We start from the raw sequence: 19,392 nt of genomic DNA, 5'->3' as shown, positions 1-19,392 counted from the left end.
ACGAGCCTTTTTTGCATACACAAAAAGACCCGCCAAATAAACCTTTATATATTCTCACAAATGAAAACAAAGGAAAATCTCTTGCGATAATCTAATTCAAGCGTACACAAAAACAAGCCTGTGTACCACAGGGCTTAAATCATATATGTCTTGCTCAAACCAAATTATCTGTTATACATCTCCTCACCTTTCACTTCATGTGCCTTTCTTTTTTCTGTTAGTCATACTAACACATTGTTACGTAATTGTAAATAGTTTTTATTATCCACCTCTGCAAGCCTATCTGCAGTATAAAAAATCATTGTCTAATATAATTCATTTATCTCACCGCCAAATTCAAATCTTCTGTTGCTTTCAATCTCTCCGCAAGACTGAAATTATCTTATATAACCTTTTTTCTTTGCATAATCACCAATGATAAAAGCAACAGCTATAATAAGCAGAATAAATACAGATAATATATCCCAAATATCAACTACAGGCTCGCCAATCATTTTTGACAATGTACTATTTATCACAAATGTAAATGGAATTGCAAACAAGAATGTAATTCCTGTTGCCAATAATTTTCGTTCCTTAAGTCGACGATACATAATATAAATTATCCACAGAAATACAAGTGAAATAATTGACATAATCGCACCAATGTTGAATACCTCATTGACTTTTATCAAAATACTTAATATGTACATAAATGGTACAATGAGAATACTAATAGCAATCATCGCCACCAGCACACCCTTCTTTCCCAACAATATAACCGGAAAAGATGCTATCCATGTAACCAACACAGAACTAAGCACAATAAGTGACCATGTCAGCGTTCCTGAAATAGCAATATCGCATATACAACATACCAGAATACCAATAACCATAGCGATTGTGTATATTGTTGATATTATGGCATTTTTGTTCATGTTATTTTCATCTTTTCTTTTTAATTCAATGAGATTTTCGTTGACTTTTTCTTCGTAATTATTCATTTCTATCCTCTCCCCACTTAATAGTTCGTTGACCGTAACATCTAAAATATTGCAAAGTTCCAACATAATAGATGAATCGGGCATACATTTTCCCGTTTCCCTTAGTTAAAGATATTGTTGGGTATCTCAAGATGTGTCATTCGATTTTGCCGATAAAGCGGTAGAAGATTTCTACCTCCTGTTCCCGGCTTCCGTCCTCACTTTTGACCGCTTCATGGATAAGGATTTTTTCAATCAGCGTATTCAGAAGTTCAGCCGTCAATTCTGTGGGATTGACATACTGTTTCATCAGACCTATCCACTTTTCAGCGTCAACCGCTGTCTGGGCGGCGGCCTCCATCGCTTCGTGAAGCCGTTCAATTTTTGCGTCCAATTCTCGCTGTTCGCCCTGATACTTTTCGGACAGCATATTGAAATTGTATTCTGTAATGCGTCCGGCAGACCAGTCCTCATACATTTTTGCAAACAGGGTGTCTACTTCTGCTTTGCGCTTTTCCGCCTTTTTCAGTTCGGCTGTCTGCCGCTTCCTTGCAGTATTGCGTTCCTTGTCGCTGGCGTTAAGTAGCCGTTTCAGAAGTTTGTCCCCGTCCTGCTGTGCCAGCACAGACCAGTATTGCAGACGGGAAAGGACATAGGCGTAAAGCACATCATAACGGATATAGTGCATGGAACACTGGTGCAATCCTTGCCCGTACTTGCTACAATGGTAGTGGGCATAGGGATTTTTGTTCTGACTGTTCACACCATAGGCCAGCGACCAACCGCAGTCCGCACATTTTACCAGCCCGGAAAATATCTGCGTTGTGCCGTTCTTCTGCCGTCTGCGCCTGTTGCAAATCTGCTCCTGTACTTGACGGAACACATCTTCGGAAATAATCGCTTCGTGGGTGTTCTCCACACGATACCATTCCTCTTTTGGCTTGCGTACTTTCTTCTTGTTTTTGAATGAAATATTGGTCTGCTTATTGTGGACGCTGTGTCCGATATAGGTTTCCTCTTTCAGAATACTTTTCACCTGCGCTATCGTCCACGCATAGGCTTTTTCCTCCGGCGCTCCGGCATAGATATTTGCGAAAGTGCCGTATCTCTGGAAATTCAGCCAGCCGGGAGTAGGTACTTTTTCTTCGACCAAAATCCGTGTAATGCTGGCGGCTCCCCGGCCATGAACGGCAAGGTCAAAAATCTTTTCGATAATCCACCTTGTTTCCGGGTCAACCAAAAGATGACCTTTCTTATCCGGGTCTTTGACATAGCCCAGCGGGGCATAGGCTCCATAGTGTGCGCCATTTGCAAACCGTGTCCGCATGGCCGCTTTTACCTTTTTGCTGGTCTGGCGGGCGTGCATTTCATTCAGAATGTTGAGGAATGGGGCAAGCTCATTCTCTCCGTTGATGGTGTCCACATTGTCATTGACAGCGATATAGCGGACGCCTTTGCTGGGAAAGTAGATTTCCGTGTATTGGCCGGTCAGAATGTAGTTTCTGCCTAAGCGGGATAAATCCTTCGTAACAACGCAGTTGATTTTCCCGTCCTCAATGTCATCAATCATTCTCTGAAAATCCGGCCTGTCAAAGTTCGTTCCAGACCATCCATCGTCGATATATTCATCTATGACATTCAGGCCATGCTCGGCGGCATATTGCCGGAGCATCATGCGTTGTGTCTGAATACTCCCGCTTTCTCCTTGCAGTTCATCGTCCCGGCTCAATCTCATATAAAGCGCCGTGTTGTAAATCGTAGTATTGTAAGGTTGTTTCACCGTTAAAAATCCTCCTTCTAAAGAAACAACCCACGCTTACAATACTTTTGCTCTATGGCAATTATATCATAAGCGTGGGCGTGTTATCAATGATGGGCTATCAGGTTGAAGCGGCTTTTTCTGCGGTATGCCGCACCACATCTACAATCAGATCACCGAGGGGCTTCCCGCCTGCGGCGAAGTGTTCGGAGATTTTTATACGGTTGTTCCCACATACAAAATACTGCGTGCCGTTCTCTGCTTGTATGACCTGCCCTGTCCGGGGTGTAAAAATATCGCTTTCGCTTTTTGCCATCCAGTGTCCTCCATATTCAGTTTTCAAGGTACAATGCCGCACAAAGGCGGCGAAAATTTCTGCTTATATCTATCACCTTTCCTTTACCGTGTGCCGCTGCTGACGTTTCAGTTCCGCCAGTATATCCGGCGGGATACGGTCAACCAGCCGCTGTAAATTGTCCAGTTCGCTTTTCAGCTTTGCCCGTTCCATCGTATCTTTCATCTTTCCTTTTTCGCTGGCCTTTGCCCTTGCTTCCAACTTCTCATTCTCCGCCAACAGGTCATTGATTGTGACCTTGTACTTTTTCAACTGCCCGGAGAAGTTCTCCATCTGCGGGAACCACTTTTTTAGCATGGAGAGGGCTTCCTCTTTTTTCTTTCCGGCGTTCAGCGGGTTAATGCCGTCAAGGGCGGCTTCAATGGCTCTGGCCTGTTTGGAGAGGGAAACCGCCTGTTTGAAAAGCCGGGTGGGGATATGCTTCCGGCCTGTCTTGCTGGCACTCTCCCCACGCTCCAAGTCGGGATATTTCACCACCATATAGGCGTGAAAATCGTCCTGCCACTTCGTCAGGTTTGCCCGGTTGCCGATAATCTCTTTAGCGCACAGGCGGTTGTCCTTTGTCAGCGGAACAAAGGTCAAATGCAGGTGGGGCGTTTTCTCGTCCATGTGTACCACCGCCGACACGATATTTTCCCGTCCTACCCGGCCAATGAGGAAGTCCGACGCCCTTTGGAAGAACGCCTGTATCTCCTTTGGGGATTTCCCCTTAAAAAACTTCGGGCTGGCGGTTATCAGCGTATCGACAAACCGTGTGCTGTCCTTGCGGGTTCGGCACCCGGCCTGCTCAATCCGGCTCTGAATGAAGTGGTAATAGCGTCCCTCCGGCTTGACGATATGGAAGTTGTATTTGCTCCGGCTTGTGTCAATGTCGGGATTGCTGGCATACTGTTCTTTCTGTCTTTCGTGATGGGCTTCCAGCGGCCTTGCCGGGTTGCCCTTGTGCTTCTCAAACCGTAAAATTGCGTGTTGTGCCATTCTGCTCCTTTCCCCATTCCTTTCCTATCCGGGGTTTTCCACAGGGAAAATCCCGCAGAAAATAGCTCGGATAGGATTGGAATGGATAGAATATAAATCAATCTTTTTATCTTTGTATTTCTATATACCGTCCGGTTTTCGTACGTCTCAGGAGTGATTTCCGTACTTCATGGGTACGGTTTTCAGTCCTCCGGCGTACTAGAACCGGATTTCTTGAAGTCGGTGTTTGGAACCGCTTCATAGGATTTTGGGAAAATGCGGTTGGGTTTTCCACAGCCCTGCTTCTGGATCTCCACCAGTCCGGCGTATTGCAGTTCCCGCAGGGTATTCACCGCTTTCTGCCGCCCACAATGGAGCAGTGTGACCACTTCACAGATAGGGTAATACAGGAAAATCCGTCCGCAGTCATCCGCCCACCCATTCTTGCGGGATAACTCTGTCCGGCGCAGGATAAAGGCGTACAGAACCTTTGCCTCGTTGGACAGGGGCTTGAATGTGGGGGCTTCAAAGAGAAAATTCGGGAGCCGGGTGAAGCTGAACGCCTTTTCCGGCTGGTGGATATAGATGGTATTTGTCATAGTTCGTTTTGTGGACGGTTAGAAGCCCGTTTTCCGGGGCGGGCGATACTTTATACCACCTGCCCCGGTTTGGGGCTTGCAAAGCCTGATAAATCAAGGCTTTTTTCGCTCCTAACTGTCCACAGCAGACCTCCTTTTCCGTTCACTTTCTGTTTTCTGCCGCCTGTGAACTCTGGCGGCACAGCCGGGGCAGTATTTTGCCCGGTTGGATTTGGGGACGAACACGCCACCGCAGACCGCACAGCGTTTCAAGTCCTTATCCCGGAAAATTTCCGCTTCCAGCGTCCCGTCCAGCGGCAAGACCGCCCAGCGGAACCACTTACAGCAGACCGAGAAAGAAATCGTCTGCGGGCAGGTGCAGGTGTCCCCATCATCAAGGACAATGCAGTTGCCGTCCTCACAGCAACAACACTCCCGGCGTATCAGGCTGGCCGCCTGTTTTCTCTGCGCCGGTGTCATGCGGTAAAGGGAACCGTCCGGCCTGCGTTCCAGTGGCGGCAAGTCTTTATAGGGGTTATCTCTCATGCGTTCCCTCCATTTTGCTTTCCGTTGCCGTTCTCCCCGAAAAGGTTTCCTGCCCCATTCCTGCGGCGTGTTCCGGCGTTGGCACGCTCCCCGCAGCTTCGGGACATTTTGTCTCGAAGTCCGGTTCCTTGCGGTGCTTCCCCAGCCGGGGTATTCCTTTTCGGACGGTCATTCTGTTTTCAAGGTGCTGTCCATCGATGAACTACCCTAAGTCTACACGAAAAAAATGCAATCCCCGGAATTTTGCGAGAATTGCATTTTGATGAAGTTTACACTTTGGAAATTGCATTTTTGCAATCATTCTGTATAATGGAAGTATGCGGAGGAGGTGCGTATCTATGGCTTTACCCGGAACACCCGAACAGCGGATTTCCGATTTATGCAACGGGAACCACATCACACAAAAGGAACTTGCGGAGAAGATAGGGGTTTCCGCTTCCCAGTTGAGCCGCATTGTCAGCGGCGAAACGAGAACGGTCAGCTATAAAGTTATACTTAAGTATGTACAATAAATATTAAATAAGAATGTACAAATGTTATGATATGTGAGTTGCAAGGAGGAACTCATAATGATATTAATAAATCAAATCATAACAGATATAAGAATAGAAAGTGTCAATGACCTGTACAAGTTAAAACCATTTTTGGAGGATGGCACATTGAAGATTAATAAAAGTCAAATAGCTAGAGAATTGGAGGTAGATAGGCGGACTGTTGATAAATATATAAATGGATATACAAAGCCAGAAACAAGAAACTGTGATGACTGTATTACACCTTTTTATGACATTATTACAGAGTTATTATCAGATAAAAATCAGCAGGTATTCTACTACAGAAAAGTATTATGGCAATATCTGGTTGATAATCATGGCTTTAAAGGTGTTTATTGTAACTTCTGTCATTATCTCAGGAAATATCCTGAATTCGATTCATATTTCAGAAAAAGCAGACCATCAAATACCAATAAGGTTACTGTCAGATATGAAACTCCTATGGGTAAACAGGCTCAGCTTGATTGGAAAGAATCTATTCCGTTTATTCTTTCTTCAGGCGAAATTATAGAAGTAAATATTTTTGTCCTGTTGCTTTCATATTCAAGATTCAGAGTATACAGGGTTTCACTTTCTAAAACACAGGATATACTCTTTTCGTTTCTTGATGATGCATTTGAAACACTTGGTGGTATTCCGGATGAAATAGTTACAGATAACATGAAGACTGTTATGGATGAAGCCAGAACAGAATATTATGCCGGTAAAGTTAATAACAAATTCCAGCAGTTCGCTGATGATTATGGTTTTAAAGTCCAGCCTTGTATTGCCGGACATCCGCATACTAAAGCCAAAGTTGAGGCACCTATGAAAATACTAGATGAAATAAGAGCTTATAATGGAAAATTGAATTACATTGAATTAGTCGAATTAGTGACAAGAATAAATAATCGTGTCAATACACAGGTAAACCAGGGAACAGGAAGGATTCCGCTGATGTATTATAACAAAGAAAAGGCTTTCTTAAACAGCCTGCCCGCTGATAACATAAGAAAGCCTTACCAAATCACCACAAATACGGTAAAAGTCAATCATTCAAGCATGTTTAATTACAAAGGCTGTCAATACTCTGCACCACCAGAGTACATTGATAAGATTGTCTCATTACAAGTATATGATGGTTATATACATGTGTATTGTAACACAGAATTCATAACCATTCATCATTTAAGTTCAAAAAAATTGAATTATATTTCTGAGCATTATGCCGCAATTGCAAGAAAATCGCATATTTTCAGGGATGAGCATATAATGGACAGGGCAAAAGAAAATCTAGAAATTATAGGAAAGGTTTATGATTATGAGTAATAGTACATACAATCAGCTGACTGCTAATCTGGAGCTGCTGAAATTAACCCAGATGAAACTACATCTTGATGAAATAAGGGATTTTGTGACAACAAACGGATTATCGTTTACGGAAGGTTTATTAAAACTGAGCAGTTATGAAGTTGATTTCAAAGAACAGAATGCCTCCAGATCTATGATAAAGGCTGCAGCATTTCCTTTTGTAAAAGAACTAAAGGATTATGATTTTGAATTTCAACCAAGTGTAAACGAACAGGAAATGAGGGAACTTGCAAGCCTTGGTTTTCTGGAAAAGAATGAAAATATCGTGTTTTTAGGACCCAGCGGCGTTGGAAAAACGCATCTTGCAACATCTATAGGTATTGCAGCTGCTAAAAAACATGCAAGCACCTACTTTATCAAATGTAATGATTTATTGCAGCAATTAAAGCGTGCACAGTTGGAAAACCGCCTGGATGCAAGATTAAAACACTTTAGTAAATATCGTCTTCTTATCATAGATGAATTAGGGTATCTGCCGATTAATAAAGAGGATTCAAACCTATTCTTTCAGCTTATAGATATGCGTTATGAAAAGAAAAGCACAATACTTACCACAAATATGAATTTTAATGAATGGGATGGAGTATTTTATGATGCAGTAGTTGCAAATGCAATCATGGATAGAATATTACATCATGCACATGTAGTGCCCATATCAGGAAAATCATATAGGCTAAAAGATCATTTAAGACAAACAGACTAACTGTACATTTTTATATAATATTTTTTGTACATTCGGTCTTGACATTTTATAGCAGTGATATTCTCATAGGCGTGGCAAAGGAATTTAAGGTATCGACAGACTACATACTGGGCTTATCCACCGTGAGCGTCCGTAAAAGCTACGATATTTCTGAATTAGGCTTGTCCGAGGGAGCCGTGAGGGGGCTCGTGACGGGTGCTGTTGATGTGCAAATCCTCAACCGCCTGTTGGAACACAGGAATTTTCCTAAGCTGATAGATTTGATACGGATTTATTTTCAGGACACAGCGGCAAAAGGCATAACAGCAAGAAACCAGCTTATCGAGATAGCAACGGCTTCCCTGTCCGACCTGATGAAAGAACACCCGGAACACCGGGCGGAAGCAAAGCAGGATTTACAGCTTTTGAACGCCCAGAAGATGGGGGAACATGATGCGGAGATTGAGAAAATCAAAAATGTGTTCCTTGCTATCCTGCGGGATATTAAGAAAGACATTGACAACGGGGAACAGCCGGGAGAAGCTGTGACCGCCGCGATGTTCCAAGCCATGCGGGACGCATTGGCGGAACAGAAGCAAAACCCGCTTTCCATTGACGATGTAGCGGCGATGGTTGCCGGACAGATCGGACAGCTTACGCCGATGGATGAAGAAACTGCCGACCTGTTCAAGCAGTTGGCAAAAAAGATGATGAAAGGAATAGAATAATAGCCTGTTATTCGAGATAATAATATGCCATTAGTAAAGCATGACTACCCTGTTTTAGAGTACGATACCGCATCAAAAGCTGTTTTTCAGCCGGGAAATGGGAAAAAATGTTTTCCTGCAAAAGCAGTGTTTGCTTTTTTAGGAGACGAGGTTGAAAATTATGCACATACCCATGATGGAATACAGATAGATGAATTTGAAAGTGCAACAAGACGATATCCTATTTATGAATGTCTTTATAATCAGGAGAAAATATGTCTATGTCCGGCTCCTGTGGGAAGTGCTGCTGCCGTCCAAGTTTTAGAATATTTAATTGCAGGGGGTGTAACAAAGATTATTTCCGTCGGCTCCTGTGGCGTATTGGAAGACATCCCGGAAAATAGATTTTTGATACCTGTTTCTGCATTGAGAGATGAGGGAACATCTTACCATTATCTTCCTCCCTCCCGAGAAGTAGAGATTTCAAAGGCTGGTATAAATGCGATTGAATCTGCTTTAAGCCAAAAGAATATACCATATTGGGAAGTTAAAACATGGACAACAGACGGTTTTTATCGAGAAACAGTAGAAATGGTTCAGTATCGGAAAGAAGAGGGATGTCAAGTAGTAGAAATGGAATGTTCCGCATTGGCGGCGTGTGCAAAATTTAGAAAAGTTACATGGGCTATGCTGCTTTTTTCAGCCGATACTCTTGCAGACCCTCATAAATACCAAGAAAGAGAATGGGGAAAAACAAGTATATCCATAGCCTTAGAATTAGCCTTAGACGCTGTTTTATCAGTTGTTGAGGAGTAAAAATAAATACATATAGGAGTTACAATGAATATAAATGAATTTCCACAACAAGTAAATCAAGTTATTTCAATAGCAGAAACCATATTACAAGATCAAATATTGGGGATATATTTATATGGTTCAGCAACAATGAATGGGCTGCGTCCAGATAGTGATATAGATATACTGATAATTACTAAACAAGAATTGAGTAATTCAATCAGAGCAGATCTAACAAAGCAATTATTGAAAATTTCTGGCTCCGTAGGCTGTATTGAAAAAAGACCTTTAGAGGTAACTATTATCAATCAATCTGATATTGTTCCGTTGCAATTTCCGCCAAAATGTCAGTATATGTATGGTGAATGGCTAAGGGGAGAGATGGAAGCAGGAGAATATCCGCAAGCCTGCAATGACCCAGATATAATGATTTTATTATGGCAAGCAAGAAAAAATAGCATAACTTTGAAGGGGGCGGAAAGCAAAGAGCTTATTCCCGCTATCCCATTTCACGAAATTAAAAAAGCAATTCGGTTTTCTTTACCTGGTTTGATTTCCAGCTTTAAGGGTGATGAAAGAAATGTGTTATTAACCTTATCACGAATGTGGTTTACTTTAGTAACAGAAGAAATCACGACAAAAGATGTTGCCGCAAAATGGGTAATTTTAAAATTGCCGGAGAGATTTCCCCCCCTGCTAACAACGGCAAAGGAAGCTTATTTGGGAAATTTGTCTGATGAATGGGAGACAGTAGAAAAGGAAGCGATGGCACTTGTAGAATATATGAAAAAACAAATTGAGGAATTACTTAGAACAGAGTAGCAAAGTTAGCGGGGCCAATCAACGGTCAAGATGAACGGCGCATATGAAGTGACCGTCCCGTCTGGCTTTGCTGATGGGCAATCAAGGCGGGAAAGCCCTAAAATGGCTTCCCGCCCATTTCAATTATGAGAAAAGAAACACTCCAAAATCAGAAAGAGAGCGGCCAAGCACTTTGAGGGATTGGTCGCCTTGTTCACCCATTCAGCGGGACGGCGGGTGGCGGTCAAGGCCGGGTGTAAGCCCGTTCATTTCAGCCTTGACGGTTGCCCGCTGTCCTGTTACTTTTCCGGGAGTGTAGCCACAACTTCGGGACACTTTGTCCACAAGTCGGAGCGTAGGACGAGGGACGGGGGCTTTCATATACGCCCAGTCTGCTGTTGAAACCAGACCTGTGCTTACGGCTCTACGCCACGCAAGCACAGCCCTGTTTTCCTGCCGCTTCAAATGCCCTTGCCCTCCCCGGCGGCAACGCCGACAGAGCGTATAACACACTACACTTTGCTTCGCAAAGTCGTGTGCCAAATGGGGGCGTTGCCCCCTTTGGAAACCCCCACAAGAAAAGGCGGTACGCTACCCCTCCACGGGGCGCATACCGCCTTTTCTTGTTATCCAGCCCTCTGGCTGTATCGGTTGAGCAAAAGTCAGCGTGGGATTATTGATGTGGTATCTTTATGATGTTGTATAAATAAAGTTGACACCTTATTCTCAAAGAATTCATGTATAATAAAGAGAATAAGGAGGAACTCTCAATGTCACGTACCCAACGTAAATACGACCACGAATATAAGGTCCAGGCTGTCAAACTTGCCAGAGAAATCGGCGGTGCTAAGGCAGCCAAAGAATTAGGTATTCCAGAAGGAACCATCCATACATGGCTGAAAGCAGTTAGAGCCGGCACATTGGATATTGGCGACGGTGCACATACTCCAGATAGTGCAATGAGCCTCGCTGAGGAACTTGCTATGCTCCGCAAACGCGTTAAGGATCAGGATAAAGAAATCCGTCGTCTGAAAGAGGAAAATGAATTTCTCGAGGAAGCAAGTGCTTTTTTCGCAGCCAGCCGTCGGAAGTCAGCAAGAACCAAAGAATGATGTTTATTGCCATAAAAACGGAAGACGGCGCAATTAAGGGAAAACTCTCATTCTATTGCCGGATGCTTGGTGTCAGCCGCCAGGGGTTCTACAAATATCTTGCTCATAAAGACCGGCCCTGGAAATATCAGGATCTCGCTGATGCTATAAGAGCAATCCATACGGAGGATGAATACAATGATACCTATGGGCGTATTCGCATGTATCAGGCACTTCTCCTTAAGAAACCGGAAGGACTCAAGATTCCTAGTGAGCGAACCGTCTACAGAGTCATGGATGAAATAGGCCTTAGTCATCGACCAAAACGTAAGCCGAATGGTATTACCAAGGCGGATCGGGAAGCTCGTAAGTCAGAGGATCTTCTGAAGCGAGATTTCAAATCCGATAAGCCACTTGAAAAATGTGTAACTGACATCACCGAAATCAAGGCTAAAGATGGAAAATTATATGTTTCAGCTATCTTTGACTGCTTTGATTCCAGTGTCCTTGGTCTGGCAATGGAAACCAACATGAAAGCAACTTTGTGCGAGCATACCCTGGATAATGCCTATCTGGCATATCCTGATCTGAGAGGGGCTATTGTACACTCTGACAGAGGAACACAATATACCAGTGAAACCTATCGTAAGGTTCTTGCTAAATACGGTATTATTCAAAGCATGAACAGTGCTGGTGGCAGGTGCCACGATAATGCCCGATGCGAAAGCATGTGGGCCAGAATGAAAAGCGAGCTTCTCTATGACCGCTACAATACGGAGACTATGACCACAGAGGAACTGAAGGTTCTCATTTGGAGATATTTCATCAGTTACTGGAATAACAGGAGGATCTGCTCTGCTAACGGTGGGCTTCCTCCGATGATCAAGCGCCAGAGATACTACCAATCTCTGGGACTGGCTGCATAGGCAGTGATATCTTTGAGATAAATGTGTCAACCAATATTGACAATATCATTATCTAAGTGAACCCCCTGTTTCCCATTTAGAAACAGCTCGGTCAGTAATGTTTAACTTTTCTGCTAATTGTGCTTGTGTCAATCCTTTTTCTTTTCTGCAACTAGCAATAAACTTTCCTGTATCAATTTGATTCATTACAATATGCCTCCTTTCATGCTACACTTTACAATCTTTATCAGCTCTTGTACACGAACTGTAAGTAGAATTATCAAACTCAACCATTGGTTGGGAGAGGTATTGTGTTTGATAAATTCATGTAAGTGCGTACTTTCGTACTAACCAGAAGTTCATAAACTTTTTAGTCTTTTATCAGTACAATTTTTCAGCAACAATATATCCTAAACTACATTTAATCCCTCCATTGCCTTAGCAAGCCCCTTCGGATTATTAATATTAACCTCATGTCCTGAATTTTCAATCGTGCTGAATTTAGCTCTTGATAATTTTTCAGCAATCTTTATAGCCGCTTTTTTATTTACATTATCCTTTTCGCCACAAAGAACAAGTACAGGACAAGAAACATTTTCAAGACCGCTTGTAAAATCCATATCAGCCATTGAATTTGTAAGGGTAATAAAGTCTTTTTTTGTTAGTCCTATATCTTTGAACTGGCTTTCAGGCATAAATTTAAATAATACATTCTGCACTTTGAGCAGAAATTTTGGCATATCATACTGCGGCGCAATAAGTATAAGCGACTTTACTCTCTGCGAAAAGTCGATAGCATAATTCAATGCCAGAACTGCACCAAGAGAAAGACCGCATAGGTTTAACGGCTCAGAGAAATTATTGCAGTATTCGCAGAAAGAACTATACATTTTACTGTAATAACAGTTACCTTCGGTGAAAAAATCACTTAATTCTGGACAGACTGTTTCGGTATTGTTAGGTAAAAATGATATTGTTTTATCCCAGCTTGAAGCGTTTTGACCCATTCCGTGTAAAAGTATGTATTTCATTTGCCACCTCTTTTATATGATATATTCTTATAATTTCTTTCCCTATTTTACCACGCATATCCGTGATATTCCACTCGTATTGTTCTAGATGATTTTTTTAAAGGCGGACTGCCATTTCATAGCAATCCGCCCATAAAATCACCACACTTCCAGACTATCCTCCGCATCAACCCACATCTGCATAGTTCCGTCAAGATAAAGTCTTGCATATACAAGCGGATTATCTATGGCAAGAGCATTCAATGCACACTCTGAATTAGGAGTAGTTTTTAATCCTTCCCTCTGCCTTTGCACAATCAATCCGAAGAATATATCCGACATAAGTGCATATATCAATGCTGTTGTGGTAAATGTTGTAATCTGCATATATTATGTTCATCCAATCAATCCCTTCTTGAAAATGTATTATAAGCATTTCATCCAGTTCTAACTGCCATTTTTATAATTTGTTATGAGTTGTTACCAAATTTTCTTTCCCTTATTTTTTCCCTTATCAGCGGTCATAAACAAGGGTGGAACGATATAACACAATACAAGATGTGATGGAGAGGACACCCACGAAAACTTTAGTGTTTTCAAGGGTTTGACGAGATTTTTATAACAAGATATAACAGTTATTAAATCCCTAAAAATACCTCAAGTGAGAATTCAAAGTTGAGCGTGCCTCAACATTCGCTTATATCATAAATATTCTACCATATCATCTGTTATTTATCATCCAAAATTTTTATAAAACAAAAAGACGTGCCACCATACATTTCGATACGGTGACACGCCTCTACACTATTCATCATTCTGTTTATACTTCCTACACTGAAGTCTGGTTATCCGAAAACTCTGTTTGCATCCGTGCACACATCTTTTGCACTTCTCATAGTACTCTATCTTACCATTCGCATTCAGGAAATATGCCCAGTACCTCTTTTCCTTATCGGTCATAGGCATCACCTAACCTTTCCGGTCTTCGGTACAGTCGGAGCCTTCATGTCAGGTTCCTTCGCTTCCATAGCCTTATCCTGCTTCATCTTAGGATATGCCGTTTCAAATGCCTCAGCACCATACTGATATTCAGAAGGTTCCGCCACAGCTCCTACAGGTAAGATGCTCCTTTGCCTTTTCATACTGGCTTACAATCTCGGAATAAAGCTTCTCACGAAATTCCTTCGTTACCGGATAACACACATCCTGATATACAGCTTTTCCATGCTCGTCCGTCTGCTTTGTCTTGTAGGAAGGCATTGCCACAAACACCTTATCCTTGCCCTGAAGGATGCTCACATTATTCACGATGAAACTGTCGTCAAAATAGATACGGGCAAGACCACGGATATTACTGCCCTCTCTCTCATACGGTGTTACCGTAACGGAAAACTGAGGCATCTCTGCCTCACCTCTTGCATTGCCTGCCTGCGACTTGTCAGCAGACTTTTCCTGTTCAAATGCTTCAAGGATATTCCCATAAAGCTCCTCACGGAACTCTGCGGTAATCGGATTGCAGACATCCTTGTAGACCACACCGCCATTCTCATCACGCTCACTGGACTTGTATCTCGGCATAGATACAAAAAGAGTACCTTTCTCCTTATTCTCCAGAATGGCAATGTTGGTAATCTTGAAGGAGTCTCCAAACACCAGATTGGCAAAGCCCCTTACATTTCCTTCCTGATTCTTAGCTTCCGTTACATGAATTGAATACTTCATAAATTCCTCACTTTCTGTCGGGAACCGCCCGACCCGGTTCATTCTCATCCGGTATTACCAGATGACACTCTAAGGTTTCTATATTACTGATAGGCAGACGACCATTCAGCCAGTTGCCTAAAGTAACCACAAATCCGTCCTGCTCATAGTAAATCCACTGCTCTGTGTCAAGCTCTTCTTCATACAGGACAGTCACATCAAAGTCAGGCATATACATACCTGCTTCTTCATCAAATACACAGGCAACACCTGCCCGAAGATACAGCGACAGACTGGGTATAAAGACATACCAACCGCTGATTAACAGCTGCAAGTCATCATCCACTTCCACAATCTCATCGCATCTGTCTTCAAATTCCATCTCAGAAATAATCTCTTCCACCTCTCCGAGACGGTATTTTGTCTTATTCTTCATAAGCCCCCTCCTCACTGGCGGGAACACACTTTACCACAAACCGCTTCCATTCCTATCCATTCCCTAAATCCCTTGCCTTACGACGGGGAAGCGGCAGAGCCGCCGGAACGGAAACGAAAGGAAGCGCCAGACGCATACAGCGTTTATGAGGAAATCATCAAGGACAATATCGAGTACGACCATTTTGTACGCTACGGGCAGGTAGACAAAGACCGTCTGGACGAAATTGTTTCGATTATCCTTGAAACGGTATGCAGCAAGAGAAAGACAATCCGTATCGCCGGGGACGATTACCCGGCAGAGCTTGTCAAGGCAAAGTTTATGAAGCTCAACAGCAGTCACATTGAATTTGTCTTTGACTGCATGAAAGAGAATACCACCAAAATCCGCAACATCAAACAGTACCTTAAAGCGGTGCTGTTCAATGCGCCGAATACCATTGACAGCTACTATACCGCCCTTGTCGCTCACGACATGGCGACAGGCAAAATCTAAAGGAGGATTACCACATGGCACAGAAAACAGGAGCTTTGATTTTTGACGAACAGACCGACCGCTACGACATTCGCTTTGACATTGCCGACTATTACGGCGGCTTGCATTGCGGAGAGTGTTTCGACGTATTCACAGGCGGCAAATGGAAGCCGACCCGCATTGAAATGAGCGCGGCGCAGGAATGGTACCTTGTGGGTATCCGCGCCGAGGATTTGAACGGCTTGCGCGTCCGTATCTAAAGCTTATGGGCGGCTACCGCAGCGGCGTACCACCCTAACACTATCAGACTACCGCGAAAGGAGGACGGTAAATGCAAGATGAAATCAACGAAAAGACCATAGCCCTTTACATCAAGACCGGGAAGCTGACCGCGCAGACACTTCAAAAGGCTATGAAAACGCTGCTTGCACAGATGAAGAAGCAGAAAGACAAAACGCCGCAGGGCAAGCAGACCTTAAAGCAGCTTATGAAGCAGAACGCGGGAGTTTCCAACATTGAGATTACCGAGGGCAATATCAAAGCCTTTGAGAGTACGGCGAAAAAGTACGGTATCGACTTTGCGCTGAAAAAGGACACGACGGAAAACCCGCCCCGCTACCTTGTGTTTTTCAAAGGCCGCGACGCTGACGTGCTGACCGCAGCCTTTAAGGAGTTTTCCGCAAAGAAGCTGACACAGGAGAAAAAGCCCTCTATCCGCAAGCTGCTTTCCTCTCTGAAAGAAAAGGCGGCGGGCTTGAACGCGCAGCGGGACAAGGTAAAGAACAAGGACAGGGAGGTATCGCTATGAAGCAGGAAGTCAAAAAGCTGCTTATCCTCAACCTGCCCTATCTGCTCTTTGTCTATCTGTTTGACAAGATAGGCGCAGCAATACGCCTTACCCCCGGCGCAGACGCAAGCGAAAAGCTCTTGCAGCTTGGGACGGGCTTTGCCGCCGCCTTTTCCAGTATCGCGCCGAGCCTGCACCCCGCCGATCTGCTTATCGGCATTGCGGGGGCGGTCATTATCCGGCTTGCCGTTTACATGAAAGGCAAGAACGCGAAGAAGTACCGAAAAGGCATGGAATACGGTTCTGCACGTTGGGGCGGCGCGGAGGATATAAAGCCGTATATCGACCCTGTATTTGAAAATAATGTGCTGCTGACGCAGACCGAAAGGCTGATGATGAGCAGCCGCCCGAAGCAGCCGAAGTATGCAAGAAACAAAAACATTCTTGTTATCGGCGGTTCCGGCAGCGGCAAGACCCGCTTTTTCGTAAAGCCCAACCTTATGCAAATGCACAGTTCTTATGTTGTTACCGACCCGAAAGGCACCGTCTTAATCGAGTGCGGGAAGCTCTTACAGCGGGGCGGGTACAAAATCAAAGTGCTGAATACGATTAACTTCAAAAAATCCATGAAATACAATCCCTTTGCCTATCTGCGGAGCGAAAAGGATATTTTGAAGTTAGTCAATACCATTATCGCCAACACCAAAGGCGACGGGGAGAAATCCGGCGAGGATTTTTGGGTAAAAGCTGAAAAGCTCTACTATACCGCGCTTATCGGCTATATCTGGTACGAAGCCCCCGACGAGGAAAAGAACTTTACGACGCTGCTTGAAATGATAAATGCGTCGGAAGCCCGCGAGGACGACGAGGACTTTAAGAACCCGGTAGACCTCATGTTTGAACGTCTGGAAGAAAAAGACCCGGAACATTTTGCGGTCAAGCAGTACAAGAAGTACAAACTTGCGGCAGGCAAAACGGCAAAGTCAATCCTTATTTCCTGCGGCGCAAGGTTAGCCCCCTTTGACATACGGGAACTGCGCGAACTCATGGAAACCGACGAAATGGAGCTTGACACTTTGGGAGATAGAAAAACGGCATTGTTCGTTATCATCTCCGACACCGACGACACTTTCAATTTTGTTGTTTCCATTCTCTACACGCAGCTTTTCAACTTGTTATGCGACAAAGCCGACGATGTTTACGGCGGGCGGCTGCCTGTTCATGTGCGCTGCCTGTTAGATGAATTTGCGAATATCGGTCAAATCCCGAAGTTTGAAAAGCTCATAGCGACCATACGAAGCCGCGAAATATCGGCTTCTATTATTTTGCAATCACAGTCGCAGCTAAAGGCAATCTACAAGGACAACGCCGATACCATAGTCGGCAACTGCGACACGACCCTTTTCTTGGGCGGCAAGGAAAAAACGACGCTCAAAGAAATATCGGAAATCTTAGGCAAAGAAACGATTGACAGCTTCAACACTTCCGAAACCAGAGGGCGGGAGCTTTCGCATGGGCTGAACTATCAGAAGTTAGGCAAAGAGCTTATGACGCAGGACGAAATCGCGGTCATGGACGGCGGGAAATGTATCTTGCAGCTTAGAGGTGTGCGCCCGTTCTTCTCTGATAAGTACGACATCACGAAGCACCCGAAATACAAGTACCTGTCCGACGCAGACCCGAAAAACGCCTTTGACATGGAAAAGCATATCAAACGCCGCCCCGCTATCGTAAAGCCGGACGAAGTATTTGACTACTACGAAATCGACGTACAGGAGGACGCAGCACCGTAAAGGGAGGTGGTAATCTATCCGAACTGTAAACACGGGCTATATGGTACGCGCCCCTACTTGGAGCGTGGCAGGAAGCCGCAGCGTATCAACCCTTACAAAAATGACAACTGAATACCGCCGCGCCGCAGCAGTTTAAGCAGCGCGAGGACGCAGCCGCCGAACACAGGCGGCTTTTTTCATACCCAAAACCAAAAACAAACAATTTTTATCGCCGCAAAGCGGCAGAAAGTGAGGATATTATATGGCATTTTTCAACAGCGCAGTAAACGTATTGCAGACCCTTGTTATCGCTCTTGGAGCAGGCTTAGGCATTTGGGGCGTTATCAATCTTCTGGAGGGATATGGTAACGACAATCGTGCGACACGTTCGTAAGTGAAAAGCTTGCGCACAAAGTCGAAGGGCAATTGTAGCCCGAAACTTTGGAGAACTGATATTCCGATGGGTGAAATGAGGGGGTAACGTCCCGAAGCGCCACCCTAATACTCCGAATGGCGGGGAGCATGCAACGGCTCTCTCCAAAAGTTTATAGAGCTCGGTGAAGTCGGCAGAGAGCAACCGTAAGACTGGTTTTCAGACCAGACACGAAAGCTGTCCAGAGGTGGATGGTGTTGCCTATATGCCGGGGGTCGGATATCCATGGTGAGAATGTATGAAAATACTGACGAAATTCTGAATGTACGAGTCTAAACGTTGATGCTGTCGAAAGGCAGTACACCTTTCATGGTGGTATCTGTGGGCGAGTAAAATTGGTTGTTATGAAAGTCCATGCATCGTTACAGGCGGTGCGGTTATGCATGACCAGATACAGGCTTAGAGGAAGAACCTAAAGATATCCAATGATAGGAATATCGGAACGTGGAAAGCTGGGAACACGGAGGCGGTTGCAAGCCAGTGATGTGGTGGATGGGAATACCTTCGCGAGAGGGCAATAACCATTCTTTATTCCAGTGAGAGTAGTGGCACAGTACCTGTGAAACCGTGAATAAGTAAGCGGTGGAGGGATAGCCACAAGTCGAATTCAGCAAAGAAAATGAAAACACAACAAACACAGCTTCGAGTATGACAAAGAAAATCCAAACCGAAGGGAGAGGATGCCTGTGTTGACTTCGGGGCAGCAAGAAAGGAAAAGTAAACAGAGAAAAATCCGC

General features: G+C 44.1%; 24 protein-coding genes and 2 pseudogenes. 13 read left to right on the top strand and 13 right to left on the bottom strand.

The features are described from left to right. Positions 1-377 precede the first annotated feature (377 nt). The 6 genes from ABE613_RS14660 to ABE613_RS14635 all read right to left on the bottom strand — a co-directional run bounded on the left by ABE613_RS14660 (position 378) and on the right by ABE613_RS14635 (position 5,157). Positions 378-1,067 carry a DNA-binding protein gene (locus tag ABE613_RS14660; RefSeq protein ID WP_347376773.1) on the bottom strand — a complete coding sequence of 230 codons (690 nt, stop codon included), beginning with the start codon at positions 1,065-1,067 and terminating at the stop codon, positions 378-380. 52 nt (positions 1,068-1,119) lie between these two features. Next, a complete protein-coding gene (locus ABE613_RS14655; protein ID WP_441108270.1) occupies positions 1,120-2,697 on the bottom strand; it encodes a recombinase family protein in 1,578 nt (525 codons plus the stop codon). 145 nt (positions 2,698-2,842) lie between these two features. Beyond that, entirely contained in the window at positions 2,843-3,037 is a 195-nt protein-coding gene (locus ABE613_RS14650; protein WP_002334813.1) for a hypothetical protein, read from the bottom strand. A 72-nt stretch (positions 3,038-3,109) separates the two neighbouring features. After that, entirely contained in the window at positions 3,110-4,054 is a 945-nt protein-coding gene (gene mobV / locus ABE613_RS14645) for a MobV family relaxase (protein ID WP_347376771.1), read from the bottom strand. A gap of 182 nt (positions 4,055-4,236) precedes the next feature. Beyond that, entirely contained in the window at positions 4,237-4,632 is a 396-nt protein-coding gene (locus ABE613_RS14640) for a replication initiator protein A (protein ID WP_347376770.1), read from the bottom strand. A 111-nt stretch (positions 4,633-4,743) separates the two neighbouring features. After that, the gene (locus tag ABE613_RS14635; RefSeq protein WP_058722955.1) at positions 4,744-5,157 is read right to left on the bottom strand and encodes a cysteine-rich VLP domain-containing protein; all 414 of its coding nucleotides are present in this window, start codon (positions 5,155-5,157) and stop codon (positions 4,744-4,746) included. A 338-nt stretch (positions 5,158-5,495) separates the two neighbouring features. Between ABE613_RS14635 and ABE613_RS14630 the strand changes: the two genes are divergently transcribed. The 8 genes from ABE613_RS14630 (at position 5,496) to ABE613_RS14595 (ending at position 12,063) form a co-directional block, all read left to right on the top strand. Beyond that, positions 5,496-5,669: a helix-turn-helix domain-containing protein gene (locus tag ABE613_RS14630; protein ID WP_347376769.1), complete on the top strand. Its 174-nt coding sequence runs from the start codon at positions 5,496-5,498 to the stop codon at positions 5,667-5,669. A gap of 57 nt (positions 5,670-5,726) precedes the next feature. Continuing rightward, positions 5,727-7,019, top strand: coding sequence for an IS21 family transposase (istA, locus tag ABE613_RS14625; protein WP_347376768.1), 1,293 nt, complete (start codon positions 5,727-5,729; stop codon positions 7,017-7,019). Continuing rightward, on the top strand, positions 7,012-7,764 hold the full coding sequence (istB, locus tag ABE613_RS14620) for an IS21-like element helper ATPase IstB (protein ID WP_154247616.1): 753 nt from the start codon (positions 7,012-7,014) through the stop codon (positions 7,762-7,764). Before istA ends, istB begins: the two co-directional genes overlap by 8 nt. Before the next feature lie 188 nt (positions 7,765-7,952). Beyond that, positions 7,953-8,471, top strand: a complete 519-nt coding sequence (locus tag ABE613_RS14615) for a hypothetical protein (RefSeq protein ID WP_441777789.1) — start codon at positions 7,953-7,955, stop codon at positions 8,469-8,471. 24 nt (positions 8,472-8,495) lie between these two features. Next, a complete protein-coding gene (locus ABE613_RS14610) occupies positions 8,496-9,266 on the top strand; it encodes a nucleoside phosphorylase (protein ID WP_002578723.1) in 771 nt (256 codons plus the stop codon). Positions 9,267-9,290: 24 nt separating this feature from the next. Then, entirely contained in the window at positions 9,291-10,067 is a 777-nt protein-coding gene (gene ant(9), locus ABE613_RS14605) for an aminoglycoside nucleotidyltransferase ANT(9) (protein ID WP_347376767.1), read from the top strand. 749 nt (positions 10,068-10,816) lie between these two features. Then, complete coding sequence (locus ABE613_RS14600; RefSeq protein WP_278826224.1) at positions 10,817-11,158, top strand: transposase; 342 nt, start codon at positions 10,817-10,819, stop codon at positions 11,156-11,158. Beyond that, a complete protein-coding gene (locus tag ABE613_RS14595) occupies positions 11,155-12,063 on the top strand; it encodes an IS3 family transposase (RefSeq protein WP_347376766.1) in 909 nt (302 codons plus the stop codon). Before ABE613_RS14600 ends, ABE613_RS14595 begins: the two co-directional genes overlap by 4 nt. Positions 12,064-12,111: 48 nt before the next feature. Here the strand turns inward: ABE613_RS14595 and ABE613_RS14590 are convergent, their stop codons facing one another. From ABE613_RS14590 to ABE613_RS14560, 7 genes and pseudogenes are all read right to left on the bottom strand, one after another. Further along, on the bottom strand, positions 12,112-12,249 hold the full coding sequence (locus ABE613_RS14590) for a helix-turn-helix domain-containing protein (RefSeq protein WP_331676788.1): 138 nt from the start codon (positions 12,247-12,249) through the stop codon (positions 12,112-12,114). Between the two features lie 203 nt (positions 12,250-12,452). Next, the gene (locus ABE613_RS14585; RefSeq protein ID WP_347376765.1) at positions 12,453-13,073 is read right to left on the bottom strand and encodes an alpha/beta fold hydrolase; all 621 of its coding nucleotides are present in this window, start codon (positions 13,071-13,073) and stop codon (positions 12,453-12,455) included. A 138-nt stretch (positions 13,074-13,211) separates the two neighbouring features. Next, positions 13,212-13,452 (bottom strand): annotated as a pseudogene (locus tag ABE613_RS14580) (DUF6061 family protein). 404 nt (positions 13,453-13,856) lie between these two features. Next, entirely contained in the window at positions 13,857-14,012 is a 156-nt protein-coding gene (locus tag ABE613_RS14575) for a hypothetical protein (protein WP_347376764.1), read from the bottom strand. Between the two features lie 5 nt (positions 14,013-14,017). Beyond that, entirely contained in the window at positions 14,018-14,158 is a 141-nt protein-coding gene (locus tag ABE613_RS14570; RefSeq protein WP_347376763.1) for a hypothetical protein, read from the bottom strand. Next, a complete protein-coding gene (locus tag ABE613_RS14565) occupies positions 14,142-14,774 on the bottom strand; it encodes a SpoVG family protein (RefSeq protein WP_347376762.1) in 633 nt (210 codons plus the stop codon). The genes ABE613_RS14570 and ABE613_RS14565 overlap by 17 nt, the downstream gene beginning before the upstream one ends. A 7-nt stretch (positions 14,775-14,781) precedes the next feature. Continuing rightward, entirely contained in the window at positions 14,782-15,189 is a 408-nt protein-coding gene (locus tag ABE613_RS14560; protein WP_347376761.1) for a hypothetical protein, read from the bottom strand. 30 nt (positions 15,190-15,219) lie between these two features. Between ABE613_RS14560 and ABE613_RS14555 the strand changes: the two are divergent. The 5 genes and pseudogenes from ABE613_RS14555 to ABE613_RS14535 all read left to right on the top strand — a co-directional run. Beyond that, positions 15,220-15,684 (top strand): annotated as a pseudogene (locus tag ABE613_RS14555) (DUF6017 domain-containing protein); the annotation flags it as partial. Positions 15,685-15,698: 14 nt separating this feature from the next. Continuing rightward, positions 15,699-15,923, top strand: a complete 225-nt coding sequence (locus ABE613_RS14550; protein WP_002584988.1) for a DUF5348 domain-containing protein — start codon at positions 15,699-15,701, stop codon at positions 15,921-15,923. A gap of 71 nt (positions 15,924-15,994) precedes the next feature. After that, positions 15,995-16,471, top strand: coding sequence for a PcfB family protein (locus ABE613_RS14545; RefSeq protein WP_058351589.1), 477 nt, complete (start codon positions 15,995-15,997; stop codon positions 16,469-16,471). Next, positions 16,468-18,243: a VirD4-like conjugal transfer protein, CD1115 family gene (locus ABE613_RS14540; RefSeq protein ID WP_256138891.1), complete on the top strand. Its 1,776-nt coding sequence runs from the start codon at positions 16,468-16,470 to the stop codon at positions 18,241-18,243. Before ABE613_RS14545 ends, ABE613_RS14540 begins: the two co-directional genes overlap by 4 nt. 241 nt (positions 18,244-18,484) lie before the next feature. Next, the gene (locus ABE613_RS14535) at positions 18,485-18,616 is read left to right on the top strand and encodes a Maff2 family mobile element protein (protein WP_083504113.1); all 132 of its coding nucleotides are present in this window, start codon (positions 18,485-18,487) and stop codon (positions 18,614-18,616) included. Positions 18,617-19,392: the final 776 nt, after the last annotated feature.

Source organism: Dorea chungnamensis (assembly GCF_039832125.1).
Classification (GTDB): Bacteria; Bacillota; Clostridia; order Lachnospirales; family Lachnospiraceae; genus JAFBIX01.
Note: the sequence above shows the minus strand (reverse complement) of the source record. Positions and strands in the feature narration are given on the sequence as shown.

Bases quoted from the DNA above. Each gene is read 5' to 3' on its own strand.
- ABE613_RS14660 (WP_347376773.1), bottom strand. From the start codon at position 1,067: ATGCCCGATTCATCTATTATGTTGGAACTTTGCAATATTTTAGATGTT.
- ABE613_RS14655 (WP_441108270.1), bottom strand. From the start codon at position 2,697: ATGAGATTGAGCCGGGACGATGAACTGCAAGGAGAAAGCGGGAGTATT.
- ABE613_RS14650 (WP_002334813.1), bottom strand. From the start codon at position 3,037: ATGGCAAAAAGCGAAAGCGATATTTTTACACCCCGGACAGGGCAGGTC.
- mobV (WP_347376771.1), bottom strand. From the start codon at position 4,054: ATGGCACAACACGCAATTTTACGGTTTGAGAAGCACAAGGGCAACCCG.
- ABE613_RS14640 (WP_347376770.1), bottom strand. From the start codon at position 4,632: ATGACAAATACCATCTATATCCACCAGCCGGAAAAGGCGTTCAGCTTC.
- ABE613_RS14635 (WP_058722955.1), bottom strand. From the start codon at position 5,157: ATGAGAGATAACCCCTATAAAGACTTGCCGCCACTGGAACGCAGGCCG.
- ABE613_RS14630 (WP_347376769.1), top strand. From the start codon at position 5,496: ATGGCTTTACCCGGAACACCCGAACAGCGGATTTCCGATTTATGCAAC.
- istA (WP_347376768.1), top strand. From the start codon at position 5,727: ATGATATTAATAAATCAAATCATAACAGATATAAGAATAGAAAGTGTC.
- istB (WP_154247616.1), top strand. From the start codon at position 7,012: ATGAGTAATAGTACATACAATCAGCTGACTGCTAATCTGGAGCTGCTG.
- ABE613_RS14610 (WP_002578723.1), top strand. From the start codon at position 8,496: ATGCCATTAGTAAAGCATGACTACCCTGTTTTAGAGTACGATACCGCA.
- ABE613_RS14600 (WP_278826224.1), top strand. From the start codon at position 10,817: ATGTCACGTACCCAACGTAAATACGACCACGAATATAAGGTCCAGGCT.
- ABE613_RS14595 (WP_347376766.1), top strand. From the start codon at position 11,155: ATGATGTTTATTGCCATAAAAACGGAAGACGGCGCAATTAAGGGAAAA.
- ABE613_RS14590 (WP_331676788.1), bottom strand. From the start codon at position 12,249: ATGAATCAAATTGATACAGGAAAGTTTATTGCTAGTTGCAGAAAAGAA.
- ABE613_RS14585 (WP_347376765.1), bottom strand. From the start codon at position 13,073: ATGAAATACATACTTTTACACGGAATGGGTCAAAACGCTTCAAGCTGG.
- ABE613_RS14575 (WP_347376764.1), bottom strand. From the start codon at position 14,012: ATGACCGATAAGGAAAAGAGGTACTGGGCATATTTCCTGAATGCGAAT.
- ABE613_RS14565 (WP_347376762.1), bottom strand. From the start codon at position 14,774: ATGAAGTATTCAATTCATGTAACGGAAGCTAAGAATCAGGAAGGAAAT.
- ABE613_RS14560 (WP_347376761.1), bottom strand. From the start codon at position 15,189: ATGAAGAATAAGACAAAATACCGTCTCGGAGAGGTGGAAGAGATTATT.
- ABE613_RS14550 (WP_002584988.1), top strand. From the start codon at position 15,699: ATGGCACAGAAAACAGGAGCTTTGATTTTTGACGAACAGACCGACCGC.
- ABE613_RS14545 (WP_058351589.1), top strand. From the start codon at position 15,995: ATGCAAGATGAAATCAACGAAAAGACCATAGCCCTTTACATCAAGACC.
- ABE613_RS14540 (WP_256138891.1), top strand. From the start codon at position 16,468: ATGAAGCAGGAAGTCAAAAAGCTGCTTATCCTCAACCTGCCCTATCTG.
- ABE613_RS14535 (WP_083504113.1), top strand. From the start codon at position 18,485: ATGGCATTTTTCAACAGCGCAGTAAACGTATTGCAGACCCTTGTTATC.